This is a genomic window from Pseudonocardia autotrophica (genome assembly GCF_003945385.1).
Lineage (GTDB): Bacteria > Actinomycetota > Actinomycetes > Mycobacteriales > Pseudonocardiaceae > Pseudonocardia > Pseudonocardia autotrophica.
The window spans coordinates 297,933-319,752 of record NZ_AP018920.1; the positions used below are offsets into that span (position 1 = coordinate 297,933).

The window sequence follows — 21,820 nt, forward strand, 5'->3', positions numbered from 1 at the left end:
AGCTTGAGTCGGGTCGCGAGGCACCGGACCGGAGGGATCATCATGTCGATGTTCAAGTGGGAGGTGGTCGATCCCGCACCCGGTGAGCCGGTCGGAGCCCGCCAGCGGCTCCCGTGGGGGAAGACCGCCGGGCTGGGGATCCAGCACGTGGTCGCCATGTTCGGCGCCACCTTCGTGTTCCCGGTGGTGATGGGGCTCGACCCGAACCTCGCCATCCTCTTCTCCGGGCTCTGCACGATCCTGTTCCTGGTCGTCTGCAAGAACCGGGTCCCCAGCTACCTCGGCACGAGCGCCGCGTTCGTCGGTGGCGTCGCCGCGATCCGGGCGATGGGCGGCGACTCGGCCGACGTCACCGGCGCGATCATGGTCGCCGGTCTGGTGCTGCTCGCGGTCGGCGTCTTCGTGCACTTCGCCGGGCCGAAGATGGTGCACGCGGTGCTGCCGCCCGCGGTGACCGGCGCCGTCGTCATGCTGATCGGGTTCAACCTCGCCCCGGTCGTGGCGTCGGTCTACTGGCCGGTCGACCAGTGGACGGCGCTGCTCACCGCGACGTTCCTGGTGCTCGCCGCGGTGCTGTTCCCCGGCTTCTGGGGACGGATCGCGGTGTTCCTCGCGCTGGTGTTCGGCTTCGTGATCTCCTACCTGTCCGACATCCTGTTCGGCCCGATCACCTCCTGCGGCGGCGACGGTTGCACCCCGGAGCCGCACCTGCGGGTCGGCTTCGACGGGCTCGCCGAGGCCCCCTGGATCGGGCTGCCCAGCGGCACCCTGGACGACGGCGTCGCGGCCGTGCACGGCCCGAACGTCTCGCTGGTGTTCGTGCTGCTGGTGCTGCCCGGCGTGATCGCGCTGATCGCGGAGAACCTGGGGCACGTCAAGGCGGTCGCCGAGATGACCGGCGACGATCTCGACCCCTACATGGGCCGCGCACTCGGCGCCGACGGTGCCGCGACCGCGCTGGCCAGCATGTTCGGCGGCTCGCCGACGACCACCTACGCCGAGAACATCGGCGTGATGAGCGCGACCAGGGTGTACTCCACCGCGGCGTACTACGTCGCGGCGGGCGTCGCGATCCTGCTCGGCCTGTGCCCGAAGTTCGGGGTGCTGGTCGCAGCGATCCCCGGCGGGGTGCTGGGCGGGATCACGCTCGTCCTCTACGGGATGATCTCGCTGGTCGGGGCCAAGATCTGGGTGGAGAACGGCATCGACTTCGGTGAGCCGCGCAACCTGGTGGGGCTCGCGGCGGGCATGGTCGCCGGCATCGGCGGCGTCGCCCTGGATCTCGGCGGCGGCTTCGAGATCGGCGGGATCGCGCTCGGCACGATCCTGGTGATCATCTACTTCCACGCCGTCGCGCTGCGCGACCGCCGGGCGGGCTCCGGGGCCCCCGCCGAGGGCGTCCCCGCCGGCCGGATGGAGACCGACGTGTCAGAGGTGTCGGAGGCGTCCCAGGTGTCAGGGGCGTCCGAGGTGTCAGGGGTGTCGGGGCAGGACGAGGAGGACGGGAGGAAGCCGTGAAACCTGCGCCCTTCGACTACGTCCGTCCCGATCGGCTGGCCGACGCCGTCGCCGCGCTCGCCGCGCCGGAGAGCAAGGTGATGGCCGGCGGCCAGAGCCTGGTCCCGCTGCTGTCGATGCGGCTCGCGTCGCCGTCACTGGTGGTCGACATCAACGGCCTGCCCGGGCTGGACGCGATCACCGTGACGTCCGGCGGCGTACAGGTGGGCGCGCTGGCCCGGCACACCGCGGTGCTGGAATCGCCCGAGGTGGCCCGGGTCCAGCCGCTGGTCCCGATGGCGCTGGCGCACGTCGCGCACGCCACCGTCCGCAACCGCGGGACGACGGTCGGCTCGCTGGTGCACGCGGACTCCGCCGCCGAGATGCCGGTGGTGCTGAGCCTGCTCGGCGGGTCGATCGAGGTCTCCGGGCCCGCCGGCCGGCGCACGATCGCGGCGTCGGAGCTGTTCGTCGGCCCGCTGGAGTCGTCGGTGGCGCCGGACGAGATCGCGCTCTCGGCGTTCTTCCCGGCGCTGCCCCCCGGTGCCGGGGTCGCCTTCGACGAGATCGCCCGCCGGCACGGCGACTACGCGCTGGTCGGCGCGGCCGCGCTGGTCGAGGGGGAGCGGATCCGGGTGGGTTACCTGTCGGTGAGCGACGTGCCCACGGTCGTCGACCTCACCGGGGTGCCGGCCGCCGACCGGGCCGAGGCCGCGCTCGAGCAGCTCGATCCGACCGGTGACATCCATGCCACGGCGGCCTACCGGCGGACCCTGGTCCGGGTGCTGACCGACCGGGTCGTGGCCGCCGCGACCGCGAACGCCCAGGGAGGGACGCCATGAACGAGATCCGGCGCGAGACCCGGCACGAGATCCGGCTGCGGGTGAACGGGGTGACGTACGAGCTGCGGGTCCCGGCCCGGCGGCTGCTGTCCGACGCGCTGCGGCACGACCTGGGGCTCACCGGCACGCACGTCGGCTGCGAGCACGGCGTGTGCGGCTCCTGCACGATCCTGGCCGACGGCGAACCGGTCCGGGCCTGCCTGCTGCTGGCGGTCGCCGCCACCGCGCACGAGATCACCACGGTCGAGGGGCTCGCCGGGCCGGACGGTGAGCCGAACGCGGTGCAACGCGCGTTCGCCGAGTGCCACGGGCTGCAGTGCGGGTTCTGCACCCCCGGCTTCCTGACGACCGTCACCGCCGGTCTGCGCCGCGATCCCTGCCCGACCAGGGACGCCGCCCGGGAGATGATCGCCGGGAACCTCTGCCGATGTACCGGCTACCAGAACATCGTGCGAGCGGTGGAGCGTGCGGCCGAGTTGGAGTCCGCCCAGGAGCCGGCCCGATGACCACGAAGCTGATGGGCCAGCCCGTGCAGCGGGTCGAGGACCGCCGGTTCCTGCACGGCGAGGGCCGCTACGTCGACGACATCCTGGCCGGCCCGGGAGCCGGGCCCGCGGTGCTGCACGCGGCCGTGCTGCGTTCCCCGCACGCGCACGCCCGGATCCTCGACATCGACGTGTCCGGGGTGCTCGACGTCGACGGGGTACACGCCGTCTACACCTACGACGACCTGAGCGGCCCGATGGCCGAGCCGCTGCCGGTGCTCATCCCGCATCCTGCCCTGACCCACGGCCGCACCCAGTACGCGCTGGCCCGCGACGAGGTGAACCACGTCGGCGAGGCCATCGCGTTCGTCGTCGCCGAGGACCGCTACCTCGCCGAGGACGCGGTGAACCGGATCGTCGTCGACTACGAGGTACTGCCCGCCGTCGTCGGGCTGGACGCCGCCCGGGCCGCGGACCGGCTGGTGCACGACGACGTCCCGGGCAACGTCGGCGCCCGCCTGGAGCAGACCGTCGGGGACGCCCCGGCCGCGATCGCCGCCGCCCCGCACCGGCTCGCGCTGGACCTGGAGATCGAGCGCAGCGCCTGCATGCCGTTGGAGGGCCGCGGCACGGTGGCCCGCTGGGACCACGACTCCGATCGGCTGGTCCTGTGGTCGTCCACCCAGACCTCGACCGGCGTGCGAGCCGCCGTCGCGGCGAAGCTCGGCCTGGACATCGGCCGGGTCGACGTGATCACCCCGGACGTCGGCGGCGGCTTCGGGGTCAAGATCGTCCACCCGTGGCCGGAGGAGCTGCTGGTGCCGATGGCGGCCCGCGCGCTGGACCGGCCGGTCAAGTTCACCGAGGACCGCCGCGAGCACTTCGTGTCCTCGGCGCACGAGCGCGGCCAGACCCAGCACATCGAGGTCGGGTTCGACGACGACGGCCGGCTGCTCGGCCTGGACGTCGAGTTCTGGCACGACCACGGCGCCTACACGCCGTACGGGTTGATCGTCCCGATCATCACCTCCACCCAGCTGCTCGGCCCGTACAAGCCGGGCGCCTACCGGGTGGTGTTCGAGTCGCTGTACACCAACACCGTGATCGTGACGCCGTACCGCGGCGCCGGCCGTCCGCAGGGCTGCTTCGCGATGGAGCGCACGATGGACGCGATCGCTGCGTACCTGGGCCGTGACCGCACCGAGGTGCGGGCGGTGAACTTCATCCGCCCCGACGAGTTCCCCTACGACCACGGCCTCGTCTTCCAGGACGGCAGGGCGCTGGAGTACGACTCCGGTGACTATCCGGCGTCGCTGGACAAGCTGCGCAAGCTGATCGACTGGGACGGCTTCGCCGAGTTCCGGCGGGCCTGCGCCGAGCAGGGCCGCACCGTCGGCATCGGGTTGGCCTGTTACGTCGAGGGCACCGGCGTCGGGCCGTACGAGGGCGCGCACGTGCACGTCGAGACCACCGGGAAGGTGAAGGTCGCGACCGGCCTGACCACCCAGGGGCAGAGTCATCAGACGGCGTTCGCGCAGATCGTCGCCGACGAGCTGGGGGTCCGCTTCGACGACGTCGAGGTGGTCACCGGGGACACCCGCCGGATGCCGTACGCGGTCGGGACGTTCGCGTCCCGGGCCGCGGTGATGTCCGGCTCGGCGATCCACAAGGCGGCCCGGCGGACCAGGGAGAAGGCGCTGCGCCTCGCCGCGGACGCCCTGGAGGCGTCGGTCGACGACCTGGAGATCGTCGACGGGATCGTCGGCGTGCGCGGCACCGACCGGTCGATCCCGCTCGGGACGCTGTCGGTGCTGTCCAATCCGCTGCGCTACGCCTTCGACGAGGCGTCCAAGGCGGCCACCCAGTTCTCCGTCGGGGACTCCGAGCAGCCGCCGGTCGCCGAGGGCGATCAGCCAGGCCTGGAGGGCACCGACTTCTACAGCCCGGAGCACGCCACGTTCGCGTCGGGCATGCACGCGGCGATCGTGGAGACCGACCCGGACACCGCGGAGATCCGGATCCTGCGCTACGCCGTGGTGCACGACTGCGGGAACCTGATCAACCCGATGGTGGTCGAGGGGCAGATCCACGGCGGCGTCGCCCAGGGCATCGGCGGCGCGCTGTACGAGCGGATGGCCTACGACGACTCCGGCCAGCTGCTCAACGCCTCGTTCATGGACTTCCTGATGCCCTACGTCAGCGAGATCCCGGATGCGATCGACATCGACCACCTGGAGACGCCGTCGCCGCTGAACCCGCTCGGGATCAAGGGCGCCGGTGAGGCCGGGGTGATCCCGGTGTCCGCGGTGATCGCGGCGGCGATCTCCGACGCCGAGGGCTTCCCGATCACCGCGATGCCGATCTCGCCGTCCGACCTGCACACCCTGCGCGAGGAGCACCGCCCATGAAGATCAGCGGAACCGACGTCGTCCCGCACCCGGTCGAGCACGTCTGGTCGGCGCTGCTCGATCCGCGGGTGCTGGTCACGACGATCCCCGGCTGCGAGAAGCTGGAGGCCACCGGTGAGAACGCCTACGCGATGACGGTCACCGCGGGCGTCGCGGCGATCAAGGGCACCTACGCCGGCAGCTGCGCGCTGTCGGACCTGAAGGAGCACGAGTCGCTGGTGATGACGCTGCGCGGGTCCGGCGGGCCGGGGACGGTCGACGCCGTCGTCGACGTCGGGTTCGACGATCTCGGCGACGCCGGCACCCGGATCTCCTACGCCGCCGACGCGACCGTCGGCGGGATGGTCGGCGGGGTCGGGCAGCGGATGCTGTCGAGCGTGTCGAAGCGGATGGCGGCGGAATTCTTCGGCAACGTCGGCGCGGCCCTGTCCGCGCCGGGCGCGCCCGGTCCCGGCGGCGCTGCGGCACCCGGTGGCATCGCGGACGCAGCGCTCGGCGGCCCGCTGCCGGTGGCCGCGGCGGACCCGGTGCTCGCGGGCGGCCCCGGGGGCACCGGCCGCGTGAGCGGCCCCGGGGTCGCCGCCCCGGTGGGGGTGTTCACCGCGCCGGGCGGGAGCGACCCGGGCCCGGGAGGCTCCGGGTCCGGTGACTTCACCAGGGGCGTCGGGGTCGGCGCCGCGGTGGCGCTGCTCGGCGTGCTGGTCGGCGCCGTGATCGGACGGCGCCGGTGAGCGGGCTGTCGGTCGACTCGACCGCTCGTGAGCAGGCCGCCGCGCTGCGCGCGAAGGAGATCTCCGCCCGCGAGCTGACCGGCCTGCACCTGGACCGGATCGCCGAGCGGAACCCGGAGCTCACCGCGATCGTGTCGCTGGATCCCGACCGCGCCATGGCCGGCGCGGCGGCCGCCGACGAGCGGCTCGCCGCCGGCGCCGGGATCGGGCCGCTGCACGGGCTGCCGTTCGCCTTCAAGGACACGCACGCCGCCGCCGGCTGGCGCACCACCTACGGATCGCCGCTCTACGCCGAGCACGTCCCGGACACCGACGACCTGATCGTCGAGCGGATCCGGCTGGCCGGGGCGGTGCCGATCGGCAAGACCAACGTGCCGGAGTTCGCGGCCGGCTCGCACACGTTCAACCCGGTGTTCGGGACGACCCGCAACCCGCACGACCCGTCCCGGTCCGCGGGCGGCTCCTCCGGTGGCGCCGCCTGCGCACTGGCCGCCGGGATGGTGCCGCTCGCGGACGGCTCGGACATGGGCGGTTCGCTGCGCAATCCGGCGTCGTTCTGCGGGGTGGTCGGGTTGCGGCCGTCCTGGGGGCGGGTGCCGGAGTGGCCGTCGCAGAACATGTGGGAGACGACGTCGACCGGTGGCCCGATGGCCCGCACCGTCGGTGATCTCGCGCTGCTGCTGTCGGTGCTGGCCGGGCCCGATCCGCGGGCGCCGCACGCGCTCGGCGACCCGGGATCGGTGTTCGCGCCGCCGCCGGTGCCGGTGCCGCTCGGCGGGCTGCGGGTGGCGCTCTCGACCGACCTGGGCGGCGCGTTCGCGGTCGATCCCGCGGTGGCGGCCGTCGTCGAGGCGGCCGGGACGGCGCTGGCCGGGGCGGGCGCGTCGGTCACCGCCGCCGCGCCGGACCTGTCCGGTGCCGACGAGTGCTTCCGGACGTTGCGCGCCTGGCACTTCCAGGCCAGGTTCGGTGAGCTGCTCGCGGCGCACCCGGACGGCCTCAAGGCATCGCTCGCCGCGAACATCCGGGCCGGCGAGTCGCTGACCGGTGCCGACGTCGCGCTCGCCTACCGGCAGCGGACCGCGCTGGCGCAGCGGATGCGGGAGTACTTCACCGATCACGACGTGCTGGTGCTGCCGGTGTCGCAGGTGCCGCCGTTCCCGGCCGACCAGGAGTTCCCGACCGAGATCGACGGCCGTCCGATGGAGTCCTACCTGGACTGGATGCGCTCGGCGTACCTGATCACGGTCACCGGCTGCCCGGCGATCTCGGTGCCGTTCGGCACGACCCCCGACGGGCTCCCGGTCGGCATCCAGATCGTCACCCGGCACGGCGGCGACCGGTACCTGCTGGAGGTCGCGGCCGCCGTCGAGGCACTGGCCGGCTGATGCCGGGGGCTCCCGCCCGACATCCCGGGGCTCCCGCCCGACCAAGATCCGCGTCTTGGGAGTGTACGAGTACCTGGGGAACACCTCCGCTCCCAAGACGCGGATCTTGAACGGCAGCGCCGCGCGACCATCGGCAGAACCTGTCAGTTGATCGGTGGTTCTTCGGCATTGGTTGCCATGTCAGCCCGGCGCGACGGCCGGTTGAATCTCATCCAGCGACGCGTGAGCGGGAGGAGTCCCATGACCCGGCGGATCCGGATCGGCATCGACACCGGTGGCACGTTCACCGACGTCGTCGCCTTCGACGAGCAGACCGGCGAGCTCGTCACCACCAAGACACCCTCCACCCCGGCCAATCCGGCCGACGGCTTCCTGGCCGGGATCGACAAGGTCCTGGAGCTGCTCGGCTCGGAGGGATCGCAGATCGAGGCGGTCAGCCACGGCACCACCGTCGCGACCAACCAGCTGCTCGAGGGCAAGGTCGGCCGGCTCGGTTTCATCACCACCGCCGGCTACGAGGCCATGCTGGAGATCGCCCGGCAGTCCGTCCCGGACGGCTACGGCAACTCCTACTTCTGGGTCAAGCCGAACCGGATCGTTCCCCGTGACCTGGTGAAGGGCGTCGAGGGACGGCTCGACCACACCGGCGCGCAGGTGCGCCCGTTCGACGAGGACGGTGCCCGCGCGGTCGCCCGCTGGTTCCGCGATCACGACGTCGACACCCTCGGCGTCTGCTTCCTGCACGCCTACGCCGACCCGACGCACGAGGAGCGGATGCGCGAGATCCTCGCCGAGGAGCACCCGCGCGCCGTGGTGTCGCTGTCCAGCCAGGTGCTGCGCGAGTACCGCGAGTTCGAGCGGGCCACCACCGTGCTCGTCGACGCCGCGGTCAAGCCCCGGCTCTCGGCCTACGTCTCGAACATCAAGAACCGGCTCACCGCGTACGACGACCGTGAGATCCCGTTCTACGTGATGAAGTCCAACGGCGGCGTGCTCTCCGCCGACGAGGTCGTGCACCAGCCGATCACCACCGTCCTCTCCGGGCCGGCGGCGGGCGCGCTCGGCGCCGGACTGATCGCCAGCGAGGCGGGCTTCGACAAGGTGCTGACCTCCGACGGCGGCGGCACCTCCACCGACGTCTCGGTGGTGGTCGGTGGTGAGCCGACGCTGACCACCGAGGGCACCGTCGGGCGGTTCCCGTCCAAGATCCCGATGATCGACGTCGTCACCGTCGGCGCCGGTGGCGGCTCGATCGCCTGGATCTCCCCGGAGGGGACCCTCAAGGTCGGCCCGCACTCGGCGGGCGCCGATCCGGGCCCGCTCTGCTACGGCCGCGGCGGCACCGACGTCACCATCACCGACGCGCACGTGTTCCTCGGGCGGATCCCGCCGCACCTGCTCGGCGGCGAGATCCCGCTGGACGTCGAGGCTGCCCGCGCCGGCATCGAGCGCCTCGCCAAGGAGCTGGAGCTGTCCCCGGAGGCGTGCGCCACCGGCATCCTGGAGATCTCCGCCTGGAACCAGGCGAACGCGCTGCGCCAGGTCACCGTGAAACGCGGACTGGACGTGCGGGACTTCGCGCTCACCACGTTCGGCGGCTCGGGCTCGCTGCTGCTGTGCCGGCTGGTCGACGTGCTCGGCGTGCCGACCGTGCTGGTGCCGCCGAACCCGGGCAACGTCTCCGCGTTCGGCCTGCTCACCGTCGACGTCAAGAACGACTACGTGCAGACGCACGTCGCGCTCGCCGACCGGCTGGATCCGGCCGACGTCGCCCGGATCGTCGACGAGCTGACCGGGCAGGCGGCCGCCGCGCTGACCCGGGAGGGCTTCGGCGCCGCGCAGCACGGCTTCGTCCGCTCCGCCGACCTGCGCTACTTCGGCCAGGCGTTCGAGGTGCGCGTCCCGGTGCCGGACGGCCCGGTCACCGCCGCCACCCTGGACGAGGTCGCCGCCGCGTTCCACGCCGCGCACCGCGCGCTCTACGGCTACGACTTCGCCGGGGACGACGACCAGCAGGTCGAGTGGGTCAACCTGCGGGTGTCCGGGATCGGGCCGATCCGCCGCCCGGAGATCCCGAAGCACGAGCTCGTGACCGATCCGGCGGCACTGGCGGCGTCGGTCACCGCGGTCTCCCGGCGCCCGGTCTGCTTCGACGCGGCCGACGGCTTCGTCGACACCCCGGTGTACCGGCGCACCGATCTGGTGCCCGGCGCGAGTGTCGACGGCCCGGCGATCGTCGAGGAGTTCGGTTCCACCGTCCCGCTGCACCCGGGGTTCGCCGCCCGGATCGACGAGTTCCTTAACATCATCGTGACCCGGAAGGACCAGTCGTGACCGGTTCCCGTCGCGCCCCCACCCAGTTCCCGTTCGGTGCCCTCGCCGACGACGCGGGCGCCGGTGCCGATCCGGTGCTGGTCGAGATCGTCCAGGGCTCGCTGGCGAGCGTCGAGATGGAGGTCGAGACCGCCATCGCCCGGACCAGCCGCAGCCCGATGATCCGGGACGCGCACGACTTCCGGGCCGGCATCCACGACCGCAGGCTGCGCAAGCTGACCGGCCGCTCCTACTCGGCGCTGGTGCACCCGATCGCCCGCGAGTTCCCGCTCGAGGAGATGCGCGAGGGCGACGTCTTCTTCCACAACGACGTCTACCGCTCCGAGGGCGGCATCGGGCACCTGCCCGACCTGTGCGTCACCGTGCCGGTGTTCGCCGGCCCGGACTCCGACCGCCGGGTGGTCGCGTTCGTGCAGGCGTTCGGCCACCACGACGACATCGGTGGCGCGGTGCCCGGCTCGATGCCGTCGAACGCGACCAGCGTGTTCTCCGAGGGGCTGATGGTGCCGCCGATCCGGCTGTGGGACGCGGGCGTCCCCAACCGGGCCGCGCTGGCGATCATGACCCGGAACTCGCGGATGCCGGAGTCGCTCTCGGCCGACCTGGACGCCGAGTGCTCCGCCTGCCTGATGGGTGCGCGCCGGCTCGGTGAGCTGTTCGACCGCTATGGCGTGCGGACCGTCGAGTCCTGCTTCGACGCGATCATCTCCCGCACCACCGAGACCTACCGCCGGGAGATCCTCGGCCGGATCCCGGTCGGCAGCTGGACCTGGGAGGACTACGCCGAGCACGACGGCGTCGACGCGCCCCGGCTGCACACCCAGCGGATCACGCTGACCCGCACCGCCGCCGACGACCCGGACGGCGAGCGCCTGATCATCGACTTCGACGGCACGTCCGCGCAGGCGAAGGGCCCGATCAACCACTGCGGCGACTACTCCGACGGCGTCTTCCTCAAGAAGTGGCTCGCCCCGATCCTGCGCAACCTGGCCGACTCCCCGGAGCGGATGGCCGAGCTCGACGTCAACGAGGGCATCGTCCCGCTGATCGAGATGCGGTTCCCGCCGCCCGGCACGCTGCTCACCCCGGTGTTCCCGGCCCCGACGAACGCCCGCACGTTCGTCATCCTGCGGCTGCTCGGGGTGCTTGCCGGGGTCGTCGCGAAGGCGGTCGACGGCCGGATGCCCGCCGACCAGGAGACGATCCGCTACACCGGGGTGTACGGCGAGGACGTCGACGGCCGCCCGTACCTCATGCGCGAGGTGCTCGGCGGCGGCTCGGGCGGCCGCTACTACGCCGACGGAGAGGACACCATCCACGTCGTCCCGGACTCGCGGAACCTACCGACCGAGTTCACCGAGGCCCGGTTCCCGTTCCTCGTCGAGTCGCTGTCACTGGCCGTCGACTCCGGCGGTGCGGGCGAGTACCGGGGCGGCCTCGGCTACGAGAAGCACATCCGGATGCTCCGCGACGGGCACTTCATGTCCATCGCCGACCGCTCGATCCTGTCCTGCTGGGGGGTGCGCGGCGGGAAGGCCGGCCGGCCGTTCGAGGTCGTGATCGACCCGGGCGGCCCGAACGAGCGGGAGGTCGACGCGCTCGCCGACGCCGAGCCCGTCGCGGCGGGCGAGGTCATCCGGGTGCGCACCACCGGTGGCGGGGGATGGGGCGACCCGCTCGCCCGCGATCCCGCCGCCGTCGTGCGGGACGTGCTGTGGCACAAGGTCTCCGCCGCGTCCGCGCTGGCCGACTACGGCGTCGTGCTGACCGGCTCGATCGACGACGACACGCTTGCGTTCGACGCCGCGGGCACGCTCGCCGAGCGAGCCGGGCGCGCCGCCTGGTCGCCGACCGACGACGCGTTCTTCGACCGCGGGCCCGGCTACGCCACCCTGGCGGGCGCCGCGCACGCCGACGTGGACCGGCTCTGAGATGAGGGGCGCCGGGATGACGGGCGCCGAGATGCGGGTCGCGATCCCCGGGGGGAACGGGGTGACCGGCCGGGCGGTGGCGGCGGCGCTGCGCGAGCGCGGTGCGGAACCGGTGCCGCTCGGCCGGGCCGACCGGGTCGGTGACGCGGCCGCCGGTTGCGACGCGGCCTACCTGATCGCCCCCAACATGCACCCGGACGAGCCCGCGCTCGTCGCCGGCCTGCTCGACGAGCTGCGGGCGGCCGGCGTCGGTCGGGTCGTCTACCACTCGGTGGCGTCGCCGTACGTCCCGGCGATGCCGCACCACCTGGGCAAGGCCCGGTCCGAGGATCTGGTGCGTCGCTCCGGGCTGCGCTGGACGATCCTGCAGCCCGGCGCCTACCTGCAGAATCTCGACCTCGGCGGCCCGGTCCGGGTGCCCTATGACGTGCACGCCCCGTTCGGGTTCGCGGATCTGGCCGAGGTCGCCACGGTCGCCGCGACGGTGCTCACCGAACCCGGCCACGACGGCGCGACCTACGAGCTGGCCTCGCGTACCGGCACCGTCGCGCAGCTGGCCGCCGAGGCCGGGACGACCGCCGAGCGGGTGCCCGGCCCGTCCGGCCGCGGTGCCTGGTTCGACGCGATGTTCCGCTACTACGACGCGCACGGGCTGCCCGCTGGGACACGCACCCTGGACGCGCTGCTGGGGCGGGCGTCATGAGGGTGCTGCTGGCGCTGGGCGGCAACGCGATGACCGCGCCCGACGGGCGTGCCCGGCCCGAGGACCAGGTCGCCGCCGCGCGGCGGGCGGCGGGTGCGGTCGCCGGGCTGCTGGCGGCCGGCACCGAGGTGGTGCTGACCCACGGCAACGGCCCGCAGGTCGGGAACCTGCTGGTGAAGAACGAGCTGGCGGCGGCGGTCGTCCCGCCGGTCCCGCTGGACTGGTGCGGCGCGCAGACCCAGGGCACGCTGGGGTTCGTCCTGACCACGGCGCTGGACGCGGCGCTGACCCGCGCCGGGATCGACCGGCGCAGCGCCGCCGTGGTGACCCGTACGGTGGTGGCCGGGGACGATCCGGGTCTGATCCGGCCCAGCAAGCCGATCGGGCGCTATCTCCCGGCCGCGGAGGCGGCGGTGCTGGTCGAGCACGGCCAGCACTGGGAGGACCGCGGCGAGCGCGGCTGGCGCCGGGTGGTCGGCTCGCCCGAGCCGCTGGAGATCGTCGACGGCTCGGCGATCCGGGCGCTGGTCGACGCAGGTTTCGTCGTCGTCGCCAACGGTGGCGGGGGGATCCCGGTCGTCCGTGCGCCGGACGGATCGCTCACCGGCGTCGAGGCCGTCATCGACAAGGATCTCGGTGCCGCGCTGCTCGCCCGCACCGTCCGGGCCGACGTGCTGGTCATCGGCACCGACGTGCCGCAGGCGGTACTGCGGTTCGGCACCCCGGACGCGGAGCCGCTCGGTGTGGTCGCGGTGAGCGCGATGCGTGCGCACGCCGCCGGCGGCCATTTCGCCGGCGGCTCGATGGGCCCCAAGGTCGACGCGGCCTGCCGGTTCGTCGAGGCCGGCGGGACCCGGGCCGTCATCACCGATCTCGATCATCTCCCGGACGCCGCCGCCGGCGCGGCCGGGACCGTCGTCGTCCCCGACTGAAATCCGTCAACCGGAAGGAGCCGTCATGCCCGACGCCATCGAGGTACGCAAGGTCCCGATCCACTCCGTCGCCGACGCGAGCGAGCTCGCGGCGCTGATCGACCAGGGTGTGCTGCGGGCCGAACGGGTCGTCGCGATCATCGGCAAGACCGAGGGCAACGGCGGGGTGAACGACTACACCCGGATCATCGCCGATCGCGCGTTCCGCGAGGTGCTCATCGAGAAGGGCGCCCCGGCCGAGCAGGTCCGCGAGGTGCCGATCGTCTGGTCCGGCGGCACCGACGGGGTGCTCAGCCCGCACGCGACGATCTTCGCGACCGTGCCGCCGGAGGAGGTCACGCCGTCCGAGGAGCCGCGGCTGACCGTCGGCTTCGCGATGAGCGAGCAGCTCGCACCGGAGGACATCGGCCGCACACCGATGATCACGAAGGTGGCCGACGCGGTGCAGGCGGCGATGAAGCGGGCCGGCATCACCGACCCGGCCGACGTGCACTACGTCCAGACCAAGACCCCGCTGCTCACCATCTCCACCATCCGCGACGCCAAGTCCCGCGGGAAGACGGTGTGGACCGAGCACACCCACGAGTCGATGGACCTGTCCAACGGCTGTACCGCGCTCGGCGTCGCCGTCGCGCTCGGCGAGATCGAGATGCCGGCCGACGACGACGTGATGCACAGCCGGGAGCTGTACTCGGCGGTCGCGTCCTGCTCGTCCGGGGTGGAGCTGGACCGGGCGCAGGTCGTCGTGGTCGGGAACGCGCGCGGGGTCGGCGGCCGCTACCGGATCGGGCACTCGGTGATGACCGACGCGCTCGACGCCGACGGCATCTGGAACGCGATCCGCGACGCCGGGCTGGACCTGCCCGAGCGCGCGCACACCTCGGATCTGGACGGCCGGCTGGTCAACGTGTTCCTCAAGTGCGAGGCGTCCCAGGACGGCACCGTCCGTGGCCGCCGCAACGCCATGCTCGACGACTCCGACGTGCACTGGCACCGGCAGATCAAGGCCTGCGTCGGCGGCGTGACCGCGTCGGTCACCGGTGACCCGGCGGCGTTCGTCTCGGTCTCCGCGGCGCACCAGGGCCCGGAGGGCGGCGGCCCGGTCGCCGCGATCGTCGACCTGGGCTGATCACCGGCGGGGCCGGCCGCCGGGCCACCGGCCGGCCGGGCTTCTCCTGGGACCCCTTGCCACGAGGAACCGCTCATCTGGTGAGCGGTTCCTCGTAGGGGGTGGGTGCGGCTGCCCGGGGAAGGCCGGCCGGACCCGGTGCACACCCCGGCAGCAGGGAGGGTCCGGTTCGCCGATATTGCTCACTTGGTGAGCGGTTTCGGGAAAGGGGCGGTCCGGCCGTCTGAGGAGGGCCGGCCGGACCCGGTGCATCCCCCGGCAGCAGGGAGGGTCCGGTTCGCCGATATCCGCTCACCTGGCGAGCGGATACGGACGACCTCACCTCCCGATCCCTCAGCCGTCGAGCTCGGCGGGGTCCAGAGTGCTCGTCCGCACGCCCAGCCTGCGGTTGAGCAGCAGCGTGATGCCGTAGAGGACCAGGCCGAGCAGGAGCAGCAGGCCGGCCAGCTCGTACTGGATCGCGTCCCGCCCCGAGAACGGCAGCACCAGGTACGCACTGGTGATCACGCCGACGACCGGGAGGCCGGGCGGGGCACGGAAGTGATCGGCGTCGACCCGGTCGCGGCGCAGCACGAGCACCGCGATGTTGACGATCGTGAACACCGCGAGCAGCAGCAGCGACGTGGTGCCGCCGAGCGCGGACACGACGTCGGAGTCGTCGTCCAGCGACACGTAGGTGATCAGCGCGAACGAGATCAGCGTGGTGAAGATGATCGCCACCCACGGGGTGCGGCGGAACGGGTGCACCCGGGCGAGCTGTTTGGGCAGTACCGCCTGGTTGGCCATGCCGTAGAGCAGCCGGGACGCCATCAGCATGTTGATCAGTGCCGAGTTCGCGACGGCGAACATCGAGATGAAGGGCAGCACCGCGTCCGCCGGGATGCCCGGCGCGCCGGCCCGGACCACCTCGACCAACGGGGTCTCGCTCGCGGCGAGCGGGCCGACCGGAACCAGCGCCACGGCGCAGATCGCGACCAGCACGTAGATGATCCCGGTGATCGTCAGGCCGGTGATCATGATCTTCGGGAAGATCCGGCGCGGTTCGTGGCACTCCTCGGCCATGTTCACCGAGTCCTCGAAGCCGACCATCGCGAAGAACGCCAGCGACGTCGCCGAGGTGACCGCCAGGAACACGCCCTTGTCCTCGGGGGTGTCGAAGGCGATCACCCGCCCCCAGTCGGCGTTGCCGCCGGCGATCGCGAACACCCCGATCAGGATGACCAGCAGCAGGCCGGAGAGCTCGACCAGCGTGAGCACCACGTTGACCTTCACGCTCTCGCCGACGCCGCGGAAGTTGACCGCGGCGACCAGCACCATGAAGGCCAGCGCGATCAGCACGATCCCGCCGTTGCCCAGGTCCAGGCCGAAGCCCTCGTTCAGGTTCGAGGCGAACGCCCGGGACGCCGTCGACGCCGAGGTGATCCCCGAGCACATCACCACGAAGGTGACCATGAAGGTCAGGAAGTGGATGCCGAAGGCCTTGTGCGCGTACAGCGCAGCGCCGGCGGCCGCCGGGTACTTGGTGACCAGCTCCAGATAGGAGAACGCGGTGACCATCGCGACCGCGAAGGCCACCAGGAACGGCAGCCACGCCGCCCCGCCGACCTCCTCGGCGACCTGGCCGACCAGGGCGTAGATCCCGGTGCCGAGGATGTCGCCGATGATGAACAGCAGCAGCAGCTTCGGGCCCATCACCCGCCGCAGGGCGGGCGGGTCCTCCCCGGCACTCGTGGTGGCCTCGGCCATCGGTCCCGCCCCCTCCCGCGGTGGACCGGCGTCCTCCGCGACCGGCTCAGCCTCGTCGCCCTCTGTCACCGTGTCGAATCGAAACCGTTTCGCCCCGATCTCGTTCGATGCGATCGGGCTGCCGGCAGGTCGCCGACCGGCGACCGTGAGCTGCCGGGGGGCCGTCGGTGGGGCTGCGGTCGGGCGACTGTGGGACGCCGATGGGGCTGCGGTGAGGCGGCTGCGGGGCCGGCGGGTTGTGGGGGCGACTGCGGGGTGCCGGCGGGTTGTGGGGGCGCCTGCGAGGTGCTGTCGAGGGGCGTACGGCGCGCGGTCAGCCGCGGTGCCGGGACCGGTGTGCGCCCTCCGGCGAGTACGGCGCGAAGCCGGGGCGCCCCTGCGGGACCGGCTGCGGCTGGGCCTGTGGGCCCGGTGCCTGCTGACCCGGTGCCTGCGGGACCGGTGCCTGCTGACCCGATGTCTGCTGACCCGGTGCCTGCGGCGGGGCCGGTGGCGACCAGGGCCCGGCCGGGGCGGCCGGGGTGAGTGCCGTCGCGCGGTCGCGGTCCCGCTCGGCCTGTTCCTTGAGCAGGTCCCGGATCTCGGCCAGCAGCTCGCCGTCGGTCTGCTGGGCGGCCTCGTCGTCCTTCTTCCGGCGTTCCTGCAGCCACTTCATCGGGAACACGACCAGGAAGTAGATCACCGCGGCCGTGATCATGAACTGGATGACCGCGTTCAGGAACGCGGCGTAGTCCAGCTGCACCTCGTCGGTGAGCGGGATCGTGCCCGGCGGGACCGCGTTCTCGCCGCCGGAGAACAGCCGCAGCAGTGGTTCGAGGAACGACCTGGTGAACGCCGTGACCACCGCGGTGAACGCGGCGCCGATGACGACGGCGACCGCGAGATCGATGACGTTCCCGCGCAGCAGGAACTCCTTGAAACCCTTGAGCACGCCGGAGCACTCCTCGATGTCGTTCGGGGGCGGAATCGCGTCCGGCGAGGCAGGCTAACCGCGCTCCGGCTCCGGTGCCCGGCCCGCCGGGCCCTCCGCCTGCGTCGCTCGGCGGGGTGGATCGCCGGCTCGGTGAGCGGTGGACGAGCTGCCGGGAACCGGCCCGCGATCCGGCGTACCGGCCGCGGCGCAGGCCCGGCCCAGGGCGAAGAGCATCGCCGGCAGCCGCACCTTCCGGACCGGGCGTCCGTGCAGCGACGCTTGCGAGATCGACACCGTCATCGAGGCCTCCCGTGATCCGGCCAATCATCGCCCGTGCGGATGTGTCGAAGTGCGCCGTGTGACCATTTCCGCTCCGCGCGGATGGCCGGGTTCAGCCGGTCGGGCTCAGTCCCGGCGGTCGATCAGCCGCTGCAGGAAGTCGCCCGCCTCGCGGGCGGCGCGCTCCACGTCGCCCGCCTCGATCGCCTCGACGATGCCGGTGTGCGAGACGTCGTCCTCGGTGCCGACGGTGGCGGGCATCGTGGTCACGACGCTCCCGGCGACTGCCTCGACCACGCCGCGGTACAGCTCGACGAGCAGGCTGTTGCCCGAGCAGCGCACCACGGCGAGATGGAAGTCGGTGTCGGCGCGGGCCGCGCGTTCCAGCTCGGCGGTGCCGGGCTCCTCGCCGCGGCGGGTGGCGGCGGCGACCGCCTCGACGGCGACGTCCCGGTCGGTCAGCGAGCGGCGGAGCAGGGCCAGGTCCTCGTCGGTGTGCCGGGCGGCGGCCAGCCGGGCCGCCTCGACCTCGATGGTCCGCCGGACCTCGAGCACCTCGCGCAGCTCGGGGCCGCACAGCGTGCGCAGCGCCCCGGACAGCTCCGACGTCGCGCGGACGTAGGTGCCGTCGCCCTGCCGCACCTCCAGCAGACCACCGTGCGCGAGCGCGCGGACCGCCTCGCGGACGGTGTTGCGGCCGACCTCGAGCTGGGCGGTGAGCTCGGCCTCGGCCGGAATGCGATGACCGACCGGCCACTGCCCGGACGAGATGGCATTCCGGAGCTGGGTGATGACCTGGTCGACGAGGCTGCCGCGACGTGCTGTGACGAGAGGCACCGGGTCATCCTTTCATCGGAACATCCTACGTCTGTAACAATACCGTTTCGTGAGCATTGCTGATCAGGGGGCACCCGCGAACGAGACCGACGCCACCGGCCGGGCCGCGTCCCGCCGGACCGGGGCGCTGGTCGGAACTCCGCTCCTGGTCGTCGGCGTGGCGCTGGCCGCGATGAACCTGCGTCCCGCCGTGACCAGCATGTCATCGGTGCTGGGGGAGGTGCGGGACGGTCTCGGCGCCTCCGCGTCGTGGACCAGCCTGCTCACCGCCGTGCCGACGATCTGCTTCGGTCTCGCCGCGATCATCGCACCGCTGCTCGGGCGGCGGCTGGGCGTGGCCCGCGCGATCGGGGTCGCGATGGCCGTGCTGACCGTGGGCCTGGTGCTGCGGGTCGTCGACGGGCCGTGGGTGGTGCTCGGGGGGACCTTCATCGCCGCGTCGGGCATCGCGATCGGGAACGTGCTGATCCCGGTCGTGGTGAAGGAGTCGTTCCCACACGCCGTCGGCCGGGTCACCGGGATCTACACCGCGGCGCTCGCGGCGGGCGGCGGCTTCGGCGCCGCCTTCACCCCGATGCTCGAACCGCTGCTCGGCTGGCGCGGCGCGGTCGGCGCCTGGGCGGCGTTGTCCGCGGGGGCGCTGGTCGTCTGGGCGACCGGAGCACGGCACGGCGCCACGCCCGCGTCGCGGATCGCCGACGGCGAGCGCCGGTCGATGCTGCGCCGCCCGCTGGCCTGGGCGGTCACCGCGTTCTTCGGGTTGCAGGCCTGTGTCGCCTACGTCGCGATGGGCTGGCTGTCGGAGCTGTTCGTCTCCGAGGGGATCCCGCGCACCACCGCAGGCCTGATGCTGGCGCTGATCAACATCATCGGGATCCCGCTGAGCTTCCTGATCCCGCCGATCGCGCTGAACCGCAACTCGCAGTCCGGCTGGATCGTCGGGCTGGCGTCCTGCTCGCTCGCGGCGATCGTCGGCCTGGCCGTCGCGCCGGCGGCGGCCCCCTGGCTGTGGACGGTGCTGCTCGGCGTCGGGATGGCGGTCTTCCCGCTCGGGCTGGGGCTGATCGCGCTGCGCACCCGGGAGACCTCGGAGACGACCGACCTGTCCGCGATGGCGCAGGGCTTCGGATACCTGCTCGGCGCCTCCGGACCGTTCCTGTTCGGCGTGCTGCACGGGATCACCGGGACCTGGACGGCGTCGCTGGCGCTGCTGGCCGCGGTGATCGTCGCGGAGATGATCCTCGGCTGGGTGGTCGGTCGCCCGCGCTTCGTGTGACGACCACCGGCGACCGGGCCCGGCGGCGTCCGTGCGGCGCAAAGTCGGTGGTGGGCGCGGTGTACGGTCGGGTCGCACCCGATCGGGCCGGGGTCCGTCACCGACGTGCGGCGCCCGGCGATCGTGGGCTCCGCACATCCGTCAGGGAGTAACTCGTGACCGACACCGCCCGCCCCCCGGCCGGGGGCCCGGAGCGGCTGGTCGACCAGACCGGCCCGTACTTCGGCCGCTTCGGTGGCCGCTACGTCCCGGAGGCGCTGGTCGCCGCCCTGGACGAGCTGGAGAAGGCCTACCACGCGGCGATGACCGACGAGGCCTTCCAGGCCGAGCTCGCCGAGCTGCACCGGACCTACTCCGGCAGGCCGAGCCTGATCACCGAGGCGCCGCGGTTCGCCGCGCACGCCGGTGGCGCGCGCATCCTGCTCAAGCGCGAAGACCTCAACCACACCGGCTCGCACAAGATCAACAATGTGCTGGGCCAGGCGCTGCTCACCAAGCGCATGGGCAAGACCCGGGTGATCGCCGAGACCGGTGCCGGCCAGCACGGCGTCGCCTCGGCCACGGCCGCGGCGCTGATGGGCCTGGAGTGCGTCGTCTACATGGGTGAGGTCGACACCGAGCGCCAGGCGCTCAACGTCGCCCGGATGCGGATGCTCGGCGCCGAGGTCCGTCCGGTCGCCTCCGGCACGCGCACCCTCAAGGACGCGATGAACGAGGCCATGCGCGACTGGGTCACCAACGTGGCCGACACGCACTACCTGATCGGCTCGGTCGCCGGGCCGCACCCGTTCCCGGCGATGGTCCGCGACTTCCAGCGGATCATCGGCGTCGAGGCGCGCGAGCAGGTCCAGGAGCTGACCGGGCGGCTGCCGGACCTGGTGTGCGCCTGCGTCGGCGGCGGCTCGAACGCGATGGGCATCTTCCACGCGTTCCTCGACGACACCGATGTCGAGCTGGTCGGCTTCGAGGCCGGCGGCGACGGCGTCGACACCCCGCGGCACGCGTCCTCGATCGGTGGTGGCGACGTCGGGGTGCTGCACGGCTCGCGCAGCTTCATCCTGCAGGACGAGGACGGGCAGACCCGCGACTCGCACTCGATCTCGGCCGGACTGGACTACCCGGGCGTCGGGCCCGAGCACTCCTGGCTGCACGACATGAAGCGTGCCCGCTACGAGTCGGTCACCGACGCCGAGGCGATGGAGGCCTTCCGGCTGCTCTGCCGCACCGAGGGCATCATCCCGGCGATCGAGAGCGCGCACGCGCTGGCCGGGGCGCTGCGCGAGGGCCGCAGGCTCGGTGATGGCGCGATCGTCCTGGTCAACCTGTCCGGCCGCGGCGACAAGGATGTCGACACCGCCGCGAAGTACTTCCAGCTGATCGACGACGAGGGCCGGGCCGTCACCGACGAGACGGTGGCCGACGGGGAGGTCCGATGACCGGCGTGCGGAGCGTGGCGCAGCGGCTCGGCGAGATCCGCGAGCAGGGCCGGGCGGCGCTGATCGGCTACCTGCCGGTCGGCTACCCGGACGTCGCCGGATCGGTCGAGGCGATGCAGGCGATGATCGAGGGCGGCGTCGACCTCGCCGAGGTCGGGCTGCCGTACTCCGATCCGCTGATGGACGGCCCGGTCATCCAGCGCGCCACCCAGCAGGCGCTGGACAACGGCGCCCGTAGCCGGGACGCGTTCACCGCCGTCCGCGGGGTGGTCGAGGCCGGAGCGCCGGCCGTCGTCATGACGTACTGGAACCTGATCGACCGCTACGGCATCGAGCGGTTCTCCGCCGACCTGGCCGCTGCGGGCGGCTCCGGGCTGATCACCCCGGATCTGCTGCCCGACGACGCCCAGGAGTGGCTCGACGCCTCCGACCGGCACGGCCTGGACCGGATCTTCCTGGTCGCCCAGACGACGACGCCGGAGCGGATGGCGCTCACCGCCCGGGCCAGCCGTGGCTTCCTCTACGCGGCGTCGCTGATGGGGGTCACCGGGGTCCGCTCGGTCGGTGTCGAGGCCCGCGAGCTGGTGGCCCGCGTCCGCGAGGTCGCGACGCTGCCGGTCTGCGTCGGCCTGGGTGTGCGCACCGCCGAGCAGGCCGCCGACGTCGCCGGGTACGCCGACGGCGTCATCGTCGGGACGGCGTTCGTCCAGGCGCTGGAGTCCGGCGGCCCGTCCGCGGTGCGCGAGCTCGCGGCGGAGCTCGCCGAGGGTGTCCGTTCGGCTACCCCGGCGCCCGCCTGACGCACGGATCACCGGGCCCGTCTCGCATTCGAGGCGGGCCCGCCGGGTGTCCGGCACGGCTCGGCGGGGGACAGGGCGCTGACCGTCGGTGAACGGCGGTGCCTGAGAGTGAAGACTCCATCTGGACGGACGCCGGTACTCCGGGCGGCCTGA

The 21,820-nt window shown here is 72.9% G+C and carries 16 protein-coding genes and 1 pseudogene; 14 read left to right on the forward strand and 3 right to left on the reverse strand.

Going from position 1 to position 21,820, the window contains the following annotated elements; translation table 11 throughout:
- Positions 1 to 48 precede the first annotated feature (48 nt).
- From Pdca_RS01445 to bar, 11 genes are all read left to right on the forward strand, one after another.
- Entirely contained in the window at positions 49 to 1,518 is a 1,470-nt protein-coding gene (locus Pdca_RS01445; RefSeq protein WP_085912012.1) for a uracil-xanthine permease family protein, read from the forward strand.
- Positions 1,515 to 2,339, forward strand: coding sequence for an FAD binding domain-containing protein (locus Pdca_RS01450; protein WP_085911891.1), 825 nt, complete (start codon positions 1,515 to 1,517; stop codon positions 2,337 to 2,339). Before Pdca_RS01445 ends, Pdca_RS01450 begins: the two co-directional genes overlap by 4 nt.
- Complete coding sequence (locus tag Pdca_RS01455) at positions 2,336 to 2,845, forward strand: (2Fe-2S)-binding protein (protein WP_085911890.1); 510 nt, start codon at positions 2,336 to 2,338, stop codon at positions 2,843 to 2,845. Before Pdca_RS01450 ends, Pdca_RS01455 begins: the two co-directional genes overlap by 4 nt.
- Positions 2,842 to 5,232 (forward strand): aerobic carbon-monoxide dehydrogenase large subunit, encoded by a 2,391-nt coding sequence (cutA, locus tag Pdca_RS01460; protein WP_085911889.1) that lies wholly within the window; start codon positions 2,842 to 2,844, stop codon positions 5,230 to 5,232. Before Pdca_RS01455 ends, cutA begins: the two co-directional genes overlap by 4 nt.
- A complete protein-coding gene (locus Pdca_RS01465; RefSeq protein WP_085911888.1) occupies positions 5,229 to 5,963 on the forward strand; it encodes an SRPBCC family protein in 735 nt (244 codons plus the stop codon). Before cutA ends, Pdca_RS01465 begins: the two co-directional genes overlap by 4 nt.
- On the forward strand, positions 5,960 to 7,351 hold the full coding sequence (locus Pdca_RS01470) for an amidase (RefSeq protein WP_085911887.1): 1,392 nt from the start codon (positions 5,960 to 5,962) through the stop codon (positions 7,349 to 7,351). The genes Pdca_RS01465 and Pdca_RS01470 overlap by 4 nt, the downstream gene beginning before the upstream one ends.
- Positions 7,352 to 7,591: 240 nt before the next feature.
- On the forward strand, positions 7,592 to 9,685 hold the full coding sequence (locus Pdca_RS01475) for a hydantoinase/oxoprolinase family protein (protein WP_085911886.1): 2,094 nt from the start codon (positions 7,592 to 7,594) through the stop codon (positions 9,683 to 9,685).
- On the forward strand, positions 9,682 to 11,616 hold the full coding sequence (locus Pdca_RS01480) for a hydantoinase B/oxoprolinase family protein (protein ID WP_085911885.1): 1,935 nt from the start codon (positions 9,682 to 9,684) through the stop codon (positions 11,614 to 11,616). The genes Pdca_RS01475 and Pdca_RS01480 overlap by 4 nt, the downstream gene beginning before the upstream one ends.
- Before the next feature lie 16 nt (positions 11,617 to 11,632).
- The gene (locus Pdca_RS01485; protein WP_197719890.1) at positions 11,633 to 12,319 is read left to right on the forward strand and encodes an SDR family oxidoreductase; all 687 of its coding nucleotides are present in this window, start codon (positions 11,633 to 11,635) and stop codon (positions 12,317 to 12,319) included.
- The gene (locus Pdca_RS01490) at positions 12,316 to 13,251 is read left to right on the forward strand and encodes a carbamate kinase (protein WP_085911883.1); all 936 of its coding nucleotides are present in this window, start codon (positions 12,316 to 12,318) and stop codon (positions 13,249 to 13,251) included. The genes Pdca_RS01485 and Pdca_RS01490 overlap by 4 nt, the downstream gene beginning before the upstream one ends.
- A gap of 25 nt (positions 13,252 to 13,276) precedes the next feature.
- Complete coding sequence (gene bar, locus Pdca_RS01495) at positions 13,277 to 14,380, forward strand: barbiturase (RefSeq protein WP_085911882.1); 1,104 nt, start codon at positions 13,277 to 13,279, stop codon at positions 14,378 to 14,380.
- 333 nt (positions 14,381 to 14,713) lie between these two features.
- On the opposite strand, the gene Pdca_RS01500 is transcribed toward bar, so the two are convergent.
- From Pdca_RS01500 to Pdca_RS01510, 3 genes and pseudogenes are all read right to left on the reverse strand, one after another.
- A complete protein-coding gene (locus tag Pdca_RS01500) occupies positions 14,714 to 16,126 on the reverse strand; it encodes an APC family permease (protein WP_085912011.1) in 1,413 nt (470 codons plus the stop codon).
- 556 nt (positions 16,127 to 16,682) lie between these two features.
- Positions 16,683 to 17,057 (reverse strand): annotated as a pseudogene (gene mscL / locus Pdca_RS37905) (large-conductance mechanosensitive channel protein MscL); the annotation flags it as partial.
- Between the two features lie 387 nt (positions 17,058 to 17,444).
- Positions 17,445 to 18,155: a FadR/GntR family transcriptional regulator gene (locus tag Pdca_RS01510; protein WP_085911880.1), complete on the reverse strand. Its 711-nt coding sequence runs from the start codon at positions 18,153 to 18,155 to the stop codon at positions 17,445 to 17,447.
- Positions 18,156 to 18,204: 49 nt separating this feature from the next.
- Here Pdca_RS01510 and Pdca_RS01515 point away from each other — a divergent pair, with 49 nt between their 5' ends.
- The 3 genes from Pdca_RS01515 (at position 18,205) to trpA (ending at position 21,667) form a co-directional block, all read left to right on the forward strand.
- Positions 18,205 to 19,431, forward strand: a complete 1,227-nt coding sequence (locus Pdca_RS01515) for a CynX/NimT family MFS transporter (RefSeq protein ID WP_232021369.1) — start codon at positions 18,205 to 18,207, stop codon at positions 19,429 to 19,431.
- 155 nt (positions 19,432 to 19,586) lie between these two features.
- The gene (trpB, locus tag Pdca_RS01520) at positions 19,587 to 20,867 is read left to right on the forward strand and encodes a tryptophan synthase subunit beta (protein ID WP_211286603.1); all 1,281 of its coding nucleotides are present in this window, start codon (positions 19,587 to 19,589) and stop codon (positions 20,865 to 20,867) included.
- Positions 20,864 to 21,667 (forward strand): tryptophan synthase subunit alpha, encoded by an 804-nt coding sequence (trpA, locus tag Pdca_RS01525; protein ID WP_085911879.1) that lies wholly within the window; start codon positions 20,864 to 20,866, stop codon positions 21,665 to 21,667. Before trpB ends, trpA begins: the two co-directional genes overlap by 4 nt.
- Positions 21,668 to 21,820: the final 153 nt, after the last annotated feature.

Coding starts and splice junctions, on each gene's coding strand:
- Pdca_RS01445 (WP_085912012.1), top strand. CDS start 49: ATGTTCAAGTGGGAGGTGGTCGATCCCGCACCCGGTGAGCCGGTCGGA.
- Pdca_RS01455 (WP_085911890.1), top strand. CDS start 2,336: ATGAACGAGATCCGGCGCGAGACCCGGCACGAGATCCGGCTGCGGGTG.
- cutA (WP_085911889.1), top strand. CDS start 2,842: ATGACCACGAAGCTGATGGGCCAGCCCGTGCAGCGGGTCGAGGACCGC.
- Pdca_RS01465 (WP_085911888.1), top strand. CDS start 5,229: ATGAAGATCAGCGGAACCGACGTCGTCCCGCACCCGGTCGAGCACGTC.
- Pdca_RS01475 (WP_085911886.1), top strand. CDS start 7,592: ATGACCCGGCGGATCCGGATCGGCATCGACACCGGTGGCACGTTCACC.
- Pdca_RS01485 (WP_197719890.1), top strand. CDS start 11,633: ATGACGGGCGCCGAGATGCGGGTCGCGATCCCCGGGGGGAACGGGGTG.
- Pdca_RS01490 (WP_085911883.1), top strand. CDS start 12,316: ATGAGGGTGCTGCTGGCGCTGGGCGGCAACGCGATGACCGCGCCCGAC.
- bar (WP_085911882.1), top strand. CDS start 13,277: ATGCCCGACGCCATCGAGGTACGCAAGGTCCCGATCCACTCCGTCGCC.
- Pdca_RS01500 (WP_085912011.1), bottom strand. CDS start 16,126: ATGGCCGAGGCCACCACGAGTGCCGGGGAGGACCCGCCCGCCCTGCGG.
- trpA (WP_085911879.1), top strand. CDS start 20,864: ATGACCGGCGTGCGGAGCGTGGCGCAGCGGCTCGGCGAGATCCGCGAG.